The 11,419-nt window shown below is 70.5% G+C and carries 6 protein-coding genes; 4 read left to right on the top strand and 2 right to left on the bottom strand.

Going from position 1 to position 11,419, the window contains the following annotated elements:
* Positions 1-23: 23 nt before the first annotated feature.
* The gene (locus tag IM787_RS11090; protein ID WP_227494270.1) at positions 24-701 is read right to left on the bottom strand and encodes a hypothetical protein; all 678 of its coding nucleotides are present in this window, start codon (positions 699-701) and stop codon (positions 24-26) included.
* A 54-nt stretch (positions 702-755) separates the two neighbouring features.
* Between IM787_RS11090 and IM787_RS11085 the strand changes: the two genes are divergently transcribed.
* Positions 756-1,454, top strand: coding sequence for a glutathione binding-like protein (locus IM787_RS11085; RefSeq protein WP_354004397.1), 699 nt, complete (start codon positions 756-758; stop codon positions 1,452-1,454).
* On the opposite strand, the gene IM787_RS11080 is transcribed toward IM787_RS11085, so the two are convergent.
* Positions 1,451-2,863 carry an MFS transporter gene (locus IM787_RS11080; RefSeq protein WP_193676724.1) on the bottom strand — a complete coding sequence of 471 codons (1,413 nt, stop codon included), beginning with the start codon at positions 2,861-2,863 and terminating at the stop codon, positions 1,451-1,453. The two genes, IM787_RS11085 and IM787_RS11080, sit on opposite strands and share 4 nt — an antisense overlap.
* Positions 2,864-3,050: 187 nt before the next feature.
* Here IM787_RS11080 and IM787_RS11075 point away from each other — a divergent pair, with 187 nt between their 5' ends.
* Genes IM787_RS11075 through IM787_RS11065 form a run of 3 tightly spaced genes read left to right on the top strand, consistent with a single transcriptional unit; the run spans position 3,051 to position 11,402 of the window.
* Positions 3,051-4,328 carry a sensor histidine kinase gene (locus IM787_RS11075; protein WP_193676723.1) on the top strand — a complete coding sequence of 426 codons (1,278 nt, stop codon included), beginning with the start codon at positions 3,051-3,053 and terminating at the stop codon, positions 4,326-4,328.
* Between the two features lie 25 nt (positions 4,329-4,353).
* The gene (locus IM787_RS11070; protein WP_193676722.1) at positions 4,354-6,129 is read left to right on the top strand and encodes a response regulator; all 1,776 of its coding nucleotides are present in this window, start codon (positions 4,354-4,356) and stop codon (positions 6,127-6,129) included.
* Positions 6,126-11,402, top strand: coding sequence for a trifunctional serine/threonine-protein kinase/ATP-binding protein/sensor histidine kinase (locus tag IM787_RS11065; RefSeq protein ID WP_193676721.1), 5,277 nt, complete (start codon positions 6,126-6,128; stop codon positions 11,400-11,402). Before IM787_RS11070 ends, IM787_RS11065 begins: the two co-directional genes overlap by 4 nt.
* The last annotated feature ends 17 nt before the right edge of the window (positions 11,403-11,419 follow it).

Raw genomic sequence — 11,419 nt, 5'->3', positions numbered from 1 at the left:
GGAGGCGGGAATGACCGCGAGTTTCAGCGCCGGAAGACTTCCAGCGCGTTCTCGCAGGCGCGGGTATAGACGGCGGTCGCGTGCTCCAGCGTGCTGGTCTCCGCCGGCAGGTACTGCATGCGCAAGTAGCACTTGCTGCGCAGGAGCACGATCATGAAGGGGACCTGCGGCGTGGGCGCGGGATCCGGCCAGGCGAGCAGGAGGTCGATGAGCGGGTCGTCCACCCAGGCCAGCGCGTGTTCCCGCTGGTCCGACAGCACGGCATAGCGCGCCCAGAACTTCTCAGGCGGGCCTTCCCAGCCGATCTCGTCGTACATGGCGAGCCAGCGCATTTCCTCCGGCAACCGCGGGTCCGCCGTGGTCTGCAGGGTGTCGGTGATCATGCTGTAGGCCCGGCGCTCGAGGGCATCCTTGAGCGGCCGGTTGATGATCATGGCCCCCACGTCGTCTTGCACGCCGAGTTCGGCGCGCGCCCGCAATTCCTCGCCCGCGATGTAGTCGCGCGTGGGCCGGCCCAGTTCCATGCGCCAGGAACGGCCGCCGACCTTGCCCTGCATGGACACGGTGTGCCCGAGCGGCCCGCTGGAAAAACTCATGCCGCGCGACTGCGCCCATTCGGACACCGGGCCATGCTGCGACGGCGCGGGCTCGTGGCCCGCCTTGGCGTCGCGCTGGAAGGCTTTCCGGAGGCGGTCGAACATGCGGTGCGGCTTTGGCCTAAAGTGGCGATGGTAATTGAAACAGGAGGTTTCGGCGTGCAGAAGATCGAGGTATTTTCCTGGCCCACCCCGAACGGCCACAAGGTCCACATCATGCTGGAGGAGTGCGGCCTTCCCTACGAGGCGATCCCGGTGAACATCGGGACCGGCGAGCAGTTCAAGCCCGAATTCCTGGAGATCAGTCCGAACAACAAGATCCCGGCCATCGTCGACCCGCAGGGCCCGGACGGCCAGCCGATCTCGCTGTTCGAATCGGGTGCGATCCTGGTCTACCTCGCCGCCAAGACCGGCAGGTTCCTGCCGCAGGGCGATCGCGCCAGGTTCGAAGTGCTGCAGTGGCTGATGTTCCAGATGGGCGGTGTCGGTCCGATGCTCGGGCAGGCGCACCACTTCCGCATGTATGCGCCCGAGAAGATCCCCTACGCCGTCGACCGCTACACCAACGAGGCGCGCCGCCTCTACGGCGTGATCGACCGCCGGCTCGCGCAAAGCCCCTGGCTGGGCGGCGCCGAATACTCCATCGCCGACATCGCGACTTTCCCGTGGCTGCGCAGCTGGCAGAACCAGGGCATCGTGCTGGACGAGTATCCGCACCTGAAGCGCTGGTTCGAGACCATCGCGGAGCGGCCGGCCGTGCAACGCGGCGTGAAGGTGCTGGCGGACCTGCGCAAGCCGATCACCGACGACAAGTCGCGCGAGGTGCTGTTCGGCGCCACCCAGTACCAGCGCCGCTAGCGCGCATCGCGCAGCCGCAGCAGGCTGAAGGCCGCGGAGGCGGCCGCGAGCCCGGAGGCGAGCACGAGCGCAAACTCCGCACCGCCTTCACGCACGCCGAACACGCTGAACACCAGCGCCAGGAGCACCGCACCGAGCGACTGGCCGGTGAGGCGGGCGGTGCCCAGCATGCCGCTGGCCGCCCCCGCACGTTGCAGCGGCGGGCTGGTCAGGATGATGTGGTTGTTGGGTGACTGGAACACCGCGAAGCCCATGCCGCAAAGGAAAAGTGCGCCACCGAGCTGCCAATTGGCGGGCTGCGCCGGCAAGGCCGCGAGCAGCGCGAGCCCCGCCGCCAGCACCGACAGGCCGATGCCGCCCAGGAGGCCGCCGGGCACGCGCGTGATCAGCCGGCCCACGAAGGGCGCCAGCGCCACGATCGCGGCCGGCCAGGCGGTGATCAGCAAGCCGGCTTCCAGGTGGCTGCGGCCCTGGCCTTCCAGCAGCATGAAGGGCAAGGCGATGAAGGCCAGCGTCTGCGCCGCGAACGCGGTCACCGATGTGCACATCGACAACGCGAACACGCGGATGCGCAGGAGGTCCATAGGGAACAGCGGCGCCGGCAGCGTGCGCTGGCGGCGCAGGTAGAACCAGCCGACGGCCAGGCCTCCACCCAGCAGCGCCGCGCCGAGGGCCAGCGCGCGGGGATCGGCCGCGCCGCCGTGGCGCGCACCCAGTGCGTCCGCACCGAGGAACACCAGCGAGAACATCGCCATGTTCATCAGCACGTCCGCCGGCCGCGCGCGTGCCGCGGACGGCCGCGGGGGATTGGTCGGCAGCGCCTTGCGGCCCAGGAGGAGGACCAGGACGCCCAGCGGCAGCTGGATGATGAACAGCCACGGCCAGGAAGCGACCGACAGCACCAGCGCCGCGATCGTGGGGCCACCGACGGAAGACGCGGCGACCACGACGGAATTCAGCGCGATGCCGCGCGGCAGCACGCTGGCCGGGTACGTCAGCCGCACGAGTGCCGCATTCACCGCCATCATCCCGCCGGCGCCCAGTCCCTGCACCGCCCGGGCGACGGCAAGCGTCGGTAGCGAGGGCGCCAGCACGCACCCGAGCGAAGCGAGGGTGAAGAGCGCGAGGCCGCCGAGGTACACCCGGCGGTAGCCGATGCGTTCGCCCAGCTGCGCAAGCGGCAGCAGCACGGCGAGCGTGGCGAGCTGGTAGGCGTTCACGACCCACACGGCGGCCGCGGGCGAGGCTCCGTAGTGGCGCGAGATGTCCGGCAAGGCCAGGTTGACGATGGTGCTGTCGAGCACCGACAGCGAGATGCCGAGGACGATCGAAAGGACAGCCCAGCGTCGCTGCCGCAACGGGAGGCCGTCCGCCGCCTCCGCCGTCCCCGCTCCATCCGTTTTCTGCACGCCGCGAGTCTAGCGATGCGGAACGGGGCCCGCGGGCTCCCCAGGGCACGGTCGGTCGCTTAGGGAATATTCGCAAGGCCCTGCAGCAAGCGCCCTAACACGTTCGAAGGTGTATATGGTTTGATACAGCATGATTCGTTTTGTTACACAGGACGATCCGATGCAGTACCCAGGGCGACATCCCTCCATGTTCGTCCCGGCTGTCGAGGACAGTCCGCCGCCTCCGGTGTTGCGCAACGGCCGGATCCTGCTCGTCGACGACGCGCCATCCATCCACGAAGACTTCCGCAAGATCCTGGCCGACCAGGGTCCGGTCGACGCCGAGATCGATGCGCGGGAAGCCGCCATCTTCGGCCTGGCCCCGCAGCGGCCCGGGGGCTTCCAGCTCGATTCCGCGTGCCAGGGCGAGGAGGCCCTCGCCCTGGTCGAGGCCGCACTGGCATCCGGCCGGCCCTATGCGATGGCCTTCGTGGACATGCGGATGCCGCCGGGATGGGACGGCGTCGAGACGATCGAGAGGCTGTGGCGCGCGGACCCGCGGCTGCAGGTTGTGATCTGCACCGCGGTCTCGGACCACGCCTGGAGTGAGGTCCTGGCCCGCCTGGACGTGCAGGACCGCCTGCTGATCGTGAAGAAGCCCTTCGACCTCATCGAGGTTTCGCAGCTCGCCCACACGCTGACCGCGAAGTGGTGCGCGGCGCAGCAGGCGGCGGAACAGATGAGGCAGCTGGTGGACACCGTGCAGCGGCTGCGCGCCTCCGAAACGGAACTGCGCTACACCAGCCGCGAACTCGAATCCTTCGCCTACTCCGTGGCGCACGACCTGCGGGCGCCGATGGCGATCATCGGTTCGTTCGGCAAGCTGCTGGCCGAGCACCTGGAGGGCCACGACGGGAAGCCGGGACACTATCTCGATCGCATCATCGCGAACGCGAACCTCGGCCAGGAAGTCCTCAGCGGCCTGCTGGCGCTGACGGAGATCGCCCGCGCGCCGCTGCGGCTGCAGACCGTGGACCTGAGCCGGATCGCGCGCCAGGTCATGGAAGAACTCCGGCACGACGCCCCTGGCCGCGCCGCCACCGTGACCATCGCGCCGGGCCTGGAAGCATGGGCGGACTCGCGCCTGATGCAGTGCGCCCTCCGCAACCTGCTGGAGAACGCCTGGAAGTTCACCTCGGCCCGCGAAGCCGCGGACATCGAAGTCGGACTCGCAAGCCGCACGCCGCTGCAGGACACGTTCTTCGTGCGGGACAACGGCTGCGGGTTCGACATGGCGCACGCCGACAAGCTGTTCCACAACTTCCAGCGGCTGCACGACGCGCAGGAGTATCCCGGCACCGGCGTCGGCCTCGCCACGGTGAGCCGCGTGCTCGTGCGGCACGGCGGGCACGTCTGGGCCGATTCGGTCCCCGGCCAGGGGAGCACCTTCAGCTTTTCCCTGCCGCGCCGGCCGCTGGCCTCGTGAAGGCCGTGGACGAACGGAGCACACCATGATGCAAGCCACATCGAATCGAAGGGTCCTCGTCATCGACGACATGCCCGCGATGCACCAGGACTTCCGCAAGACGCTCGCCTCGCCCGCGCCGCGCGGGGAACTGAACCAGCTCGAGGACGAGCTGTTCGGCGACCTGGCACCGCAGCCCGACGCCTACGAGATCGATTCCGCGTACCAGGGCCGCGAGGGATTGACGCGGGTGGAAGCGGCGCTGCAGGCGGGCCGGCCCTACGCCATGGCGTTCGTCGACATGCGCATGCCGCCGGGATGGGACGGCGTGGAAACCGTCGAACGCCTCTGGCAGGCGGACCCGCAGCTGCAGGTGGTGATCTGCACCGCCTACTCGGACCACCCGTGGGAGGAAGTGCTTCAGCGGCTGGACGTGCGCGACCGGCTGCTGATCGTGAAGAAGCCGTTCGACATGATCGAGGTGTCGCAACTCGCCCGCAGCCTCACGGCCAAGTGGTCCCTGGCCCGCCAGGCCACCGAGTACCTGAACCGGCTGGAAGCCACCGTGGAGGAACGCACGCGGGAGCTGGTGCTGGCGCGCGACGCCGCCGAGCGCGCGAACCAGGCGAAGGACGAGTTCCTGTCGAACATGAGCCACGAGATCCGCACGCCGATGAACGCGATCCTCGGCCTGTCCCACCTCCTGCTCGAAACCGAACTGACGGAGCAGCAGCGCGACCACGTCGGGCGGATGCACTCGTCCGGCGAGCATCTCATGGGCCTGCTGAACGACATCCTCGACTTCTCGAAGATCGAGGCCGGCAGCCTCGAGCTGGAGGCGACGAACTTCACCCTCGAATCCGTCATCGCCCGGGTTGCCGGCACGCTGGCGCAGCGTTGCGGAGCGAAAGGGCTGGAGCTCGTCTTCGACATCGGGCGGGACGTGCCGCAGCAGCTGGTCGGCGATCCCCTGCGCCTGGCGCAGGTGCTCATGAACTTCACCTCCAACGCGATCAAGTTCACGCAACAAGGGCGCGTGACCATCTCGGCCGCGGTCCAGACCTGGTCCAGCCGCGAGGTCGTGCTGCGCCTGGCGGTCACGGACACCGGCATGGGCATCTCCCCCGAGCAGCAACGCCAGCTGTTCCAGCGCTTCCAGCAGGCCGACGCCTCCACCACGCGGCGCTTCGGCGGCTCGGGGCTGGGCCTGGCGATCTCCCGGCAGCTCGCCGGCCTGATGGGAGGCGAGGTCGGCGTGGACAGCGAGCCCGGCCGGGGCAGCAGCTTCTGGTTCACCGCGAACCTGGGACTGCCCGGGACCACCCCGCCGGAGGAAGCGTCACCCGGTGTCGGACGGCGCAGCCCGCCGGCGGACCACGGCCGGCGGCAGCAGGAGGAAGCGCGCGCCCGGCTGGCCGGCGCACGCGTCCTGCTGGTGGAGGACAACGAGGTCAACCAGATCGTGGCGACCTCCTTCCTGCGCAAGGTCGGGATGCACGTGGACGTCGCCGGCGACGGCCAGTCCGCCCTGGAGCGGCTGGACGCCGCTGCCTACGACGTCGTGCTGATGGACATGCACATGCCCGTCCTCGACGGCATGGAGGCCACCCGCATCATCCGCCGCAATGCCGCGCACGCAAGCCTCGTGGTGATCGCGCTCACCGCCAGCGTGCTCCCGGCCGACCGGCAACGCTGCCTCGCCGCCGGGATGAACGACTTCATCCCGAAGCCCTTCGAACCGGCCGCGATGTGGCAGACGCTGCTGAAGTGGGTGCCCGGGCCGGTCGCAAGCCGCGCGCCAGGCCCCGCCGAGTTCGCGTGACGCCCGCCCTTTCCGGCCCGGCGGATCCGGTGTCGCCGGCCCCGGTGTACGAAAGCGAATCCACCCGCGTGTTCCGCCTGCCCGAATGCCCGGGCATCGTGTGCAAGCAGCCGCTCGGCCGGGGTGCCGGCGAGCGCCTGCGCCAGGAGCGCGACGTGCTCACGCAACTCGCGCACATCGAAGGCGTCGCCCGGATCGACGACACGGTGGAAGTGGCCGGGGCGCTCGTCCTGCGCGACGGCGGAGAGACGCTCGCGGCGTTGCTGGCGGCCGGGCGCATGGAGCGGCTGCCCTCGATCGCGCTCGCGTGCGAACTGGCGCGCACGCTGGCGAAAGTCCACGGCAGCGGCTTCATCCACCGCGACATCAACCCGTCGAACATCCTGCGCGGCGCGGACGGCCACTGCACGCTGATCGACTTCGGTTCCGCCCTCGCCGCCAGCCAGGAGGGCGCGGCTGCCGAGGGAGCGGACCGCGCGGGGGGCAGCCTCGCCTACATCGCCCCGGAGCAGACCGGCCGCACCGGCCGCGCCATGGACCACCGCGCGGACCTGTACTCGCTGGGCGTCGTGCTGTACGAAATGGTGCTCGGTCGCAAGCCCTTCGATCGCACGGATGCGCTCGAGCTGATGCACGCCCACCTGGTGGAACGGCCCGTGGCTCCGCTCGACGTGGATCCGGCGCTGGCGCCACCCCTTTCCGACATCATCCTGCGGCTGCTGGAGAAGGACCCGGCGCGACGCTACCAGGGAGCGGAAGGCCTGGCGCACGACCTGGAACGCGTGAGGCAGGCCATGTCGCGCAACGAGGCGTGCAGCTTCACGATCGGCGACCACGACTTCGGCGCCCGCCTGGTTCCACCGGAGCGGACGGTGGGCCGCGAGGCGGAGCTGGCCGCCCTGGGTGCGCTGCTGCAAGCCCCTCTGCACGAAATGGAACCTTGCGTCCTGCTGGCCGGGCCCGGCGGGGTGGGCAAGACCCGCCTGGTGAACGAAGTGAAGGCGCTGGCGGCAGGCCGCCAGGAGTGGTTCGTCTCCGCCACGTTCCGCCCGCACCGCCGCGATGCGATCTCCGCGGCGGCCCCGCTGAGGAGCCTGGCGCGACTTCTCCTTGCCGAGCCCGAGGAGCAGCTGGCCGTCTACCGGGAACGCATGCGCAAGGCCGTCGGAAGCAATTTGGGGTTGGGTGTCACCCGCTTCCCCGAGTTCGAGCTGCTGCTGGGCAAGCATGACCCGCCGGCGATCGCCGACCCCCGCGAGGCGGAGGCGCGCGTGAACCAGTCCACGCTCGACCTGCTGCGCAGCGTGACGTCCTGCGGCCGCCGCGTGGTGATGGTGCTCGAGGACCTGCAGTGGGCGCCATCCATCACCCTCGCCTTCCTCGATGCCGTCGTGTCCTCGCCCACGCCGTTGGCGGGACTTCTCGTCGTCGGCACCTATCGGACGGAAGACGTGGGTGCGGGTCATCCGCTGCTGGCGCTCTTCGAGCGCTGGCGCGGCATGCGCACCATGCCGGCGCAGCTGGAAGTGACCCCGCTTCCCGCGGCCGCGCTCGCGCAGATGGTCGCGCTCATGCTGCGCGAAACGCCGATGCGCGTGGGCGCCCTGGCCGGGGCACTGCACGACCGCACGGGGGGCAACCCGCACGACGCCGTGGAGCTCGTGAACGCCCTGCGCCAGGAGGGGATGCTGCGCCGGCACGAGGGAAGCTGGCAGTGGGATGCAGCGCAAGTCCGGGCCTATGTGGGCGAATGCAGCGTCCCGTTGCTCCTGGCGCGGCGCGTCGCCCGGCTCACCGCGGAGAGCCGGTCCCTGCTCGAGTGCCTGGCCTGCCTGGGCGGCGCCGTGAGGGTCCCCGTGCTGGCAGCTGCCGCCGGCGTGGCCGGCGCACTCCTGCGCGAACGGCTGGTGCCGGCGGTCGAAGACGGACTGCTGGTGCTCCAGGACGGCGACCTCGGCGTCGTGCGGTTCCGGCACCCGCGGGTGCAGCAGACGGTGCTGGACGCCATGGCGCCCGAGCATCGCACGCGGCAGCACCTGGACCTGGCCCGCCGGCTGGTCGGGCAGCCGGACCTCGCCCCGCTGGCCGCCGAACAATACCTGCCCGCCACCGCCTTGATCGAACGGGAAGAGGAGCGGCTGCAGGTCGCCCGCCTGTTCCAGGAGGCCGCGCGCGAAACCGGCACGTTCCACCTGAGCGTCAGCGACCGCTATCTCGCGTGCGCCATGGCGTTGCTGGCCGGGACGCGCGACGCCGCCTCCGCGCGGTACCTGGAACTCGCCGCCGCCCGCCACCGGGTGCTGTATGCGATGGGGCAACTGGAGGAGGCGGACACCCTCTACGCCCTGCTGGCCGACAGCGTGCGCGACCCCGTCCAGCTCGCGCCGGTCGCGCGCGTGCAGATGTACAGCCTCTCGAACCGCGCGGAGTACCGGGAGGCCCTCGCCCTGGGCCTGGACCTGCTGGCGGCGCTGGGCGTGCAGCGGCCCGCCGACCATCGCGCGGCGATCCGCGCCGGTTTCGAACGGGTGGCCGAGTGGTACCGCTCGGAAGCCCGGCTGGCGGACTTCCATCGCCCGCTGGTGAGCGAGCCCGGCCTGCTCGCCACCGCCTCCTTGATCTCCGGCGCGCTGACGGCCGCCTACTTCTGCGATGCGGCGACCTTCTCGTGGATCGCGCTGGAAGCGCATCGCATGTGGTCCACGCACGGGCCTTGCGACGGGCTGATGCATGGCGCCGCCGCCGCGGTCAGCCTGCTCTCCGGCATCCCGCAGGACCACCGGGGCGCCCACGCGGGCATGCGGCACCTCATCGCGGTCGGCGAGGCGCGCGGCCTGGCCACGGGCACGGCCGTCGCGCGCTTCACCTCGTGCATCACGGTGGCGCACTGGGTCGATCCGATCGAAGAGGTGGCCGTCGCCTTCCGGACCGCCCGTGAAGAGCTGATGCGGGCGGGAGATTCCCGCCTGGCCTCTTACACCTTCCTGGCGGCCGACCTCCTGCTCGATTGCGCGCCCACGCTCCACGAAGCAGCCGCCGACGTGGATGCCGGACACGCCTTCGCGACGAGCATCGGCAATGCCGACTACATCCAGCGTTACCTGCCGCGCCGGCAACTGCTGCGGGCGCTGCAGGGACGGACCAGCGCGCCGGGCGGCTTCGACGACCAGGACTTCGATGAAGGGGCCTACGTGCGCGGACTCGGCGGCGCGGACTCGACCAGCGCTGCCACGTACCACATGGTGAAGACGATCGGCGCTGCCCTCTTCGCCGACACCGCCGCATGGGCGCGGCATTCCGCCGCCGCGTTGCCGCTGCTGGTGCGCACGCCCGGGTACTACCTCACGGCGGTGCTTCGAACGCTGCATGGAGTGGCGCTGGCGGAGAAGGCGCGGTCAGGGGATGCCGCCGAACGCAGCCAGGCGCTCGCCGAGCTCCAGGAGACGCATGTCCCCTGGCTGCGGCAGCGGGCCGAGAATGCGCCCGCCAACTTCCTGCACCTGCTGCGATGGCTCGAAGCGGAACTGGCCTGGTCGACCGATACGCTGTGGAACGCCGGCGCGGCGTTCGATCGCGCGCTGGAGGAGGCCGGGATGCAGCACCGGCCCTGGCACTTCGCCCTGGTCACCGAACGCGCGGCGCTCTTCCACCTCGCCCATGGCCTGGAGGCGACGGGACGTTCGCTGCTGGCGCGGGCCTGCGACCGGTACGACGCGTGGGGCGCGCAAGGCAAGGTGCGCGAGATGGAGCGAACCCACCCGTCGCTGCGCGCGCGCACCTCGCTGCCCGCGGACCAGGCCGTGCACAGACAGGCCGCGGCCGTGGGGGCCGACGCGGATGCCGATGCGATGGACCTGATGGCGATCATCCGCGCCTCGCAGTCGCTCAGTTCCGAAACCGACCTGGAGCAGTTGCGCCGGCGGGTGTCCGAGCTGCTGGGGGCGATCACGGGCGCGACCCGCGTGACGCTCGCGCTCTGGCAGGAAGAGGCCGGGGGCTGGATGCTTCCCGAACCCGGCGGCCAGGGAGAAGCACGCTGGATCCCGATCGAGGAGAGCGGCGCGGCGGGACTCGTGCCACTGGCGGCCGTCCGCTATGCGGAGCGGACGCGCCAGGCGCTGCTGGTCAACGATGCATGCCGCGATGCGCGTTTCTCGGAAGACCCGTACTTCACCGCGCTGGAGTCCTGCTCGCTGCTGGTCGTGCCGATCCTCAACCAGGGCGTCCACCGGGCGATGCTGCTGCTGGAGAACAATTGCGCACCCGGTGCCTTCTCGGCGGAGCGGCTGGACTCCGTCACGCTGATCGGGGGACAGCTCGCCGTCAGCCTGGAGAACGCCCTGCTGTACCGGCAGCTGGAGGAGCGCGTGGAAGAGCGGACGCGCCAGCTGCGCGCGGCACAGGCGGAACTCGTCGCGACCGCGCGCCGCGCCGGCATGGCCGAGATCGCCACCAACGTGCTGCACAACGTGGGCAACGTGCTCAACAGCGTGAACGTGTCCAGCAGCCTGGTGGCCGCCAAGCTGCGGTCGTCGCGCATCAAGGGCCTGCCGAAGGCGGTGCAGATGATGCAGCAACACCGCGAGGACCTCGGCTCCTTCCTCACGGCCGACGAGAAGGGCCGCCTGCTGCCCGCCTACCTCGCGAGCCTGGCCGAAGCGGTCACGGCGGAACACGACGAGATGCGCGCGGAACTGGAGCACCTGATGCGCAGCGTGGACCACATCAAGGCGGTGGTCGCCACGCAGCAGTCCCATGCCGGCGTCAGCAGCAGCGTGATCGAAAGCACCGACGTCCGCACGCTCGTCGAGGACGCGCTGCGGATCAATTCGATCGAGCTGGAACGGCTCGGGGTGGAGGTCCAGCGCGAATTCGACGCCGTGCCGCTCCTGCAGCTGGACAAGACGCGCGTCATGCAGATCCTCGTGAATCTCGTGCGCAACAGCGCGCAGGCGCTGGCGCAGGTGAAGAGCAGCCGCCACCTGCAGGTGCGGATCGCCTGCCAGGATGCGGCCGTGGGCATCCGGGTGACGGACACCGGCGTCGGCATCGCCGGCGAGAACCTCACGCGGATCTTCGGGCACGGCTTCACCACGCGCGTCGGCGGCCACGGATTCGGCTTGCACAGCAGCGCCCTCGCGGCCCGCCAGATGGGCGGCACGCTGGTCGCGAGCAGCGAGGGCGTCGGCCGTGGCGCCAGCTTCTGCCTGGAGCTGCCGATGGCCCCGGCCGCCGCCGCGGCTCCGGGGGCCCGCAGGGACGGCGCGCACTAGAATCCAGCGCTTTGCCC

This window comes from Ramlibacter pallidus, assembly GCF_015070875.1.
Classification (GTDB): Bacteria; Pseudomonadota; Gammaproteobacteria; order Burkholderiales; family Burkholderiaceae_C; genus Ramlibacter; species Ramlibacter pallidus.
Note: the sequence above shows the minus strand (reverse complement) of the source record. Positions and strands in the feature narration are given on the sequence as shown.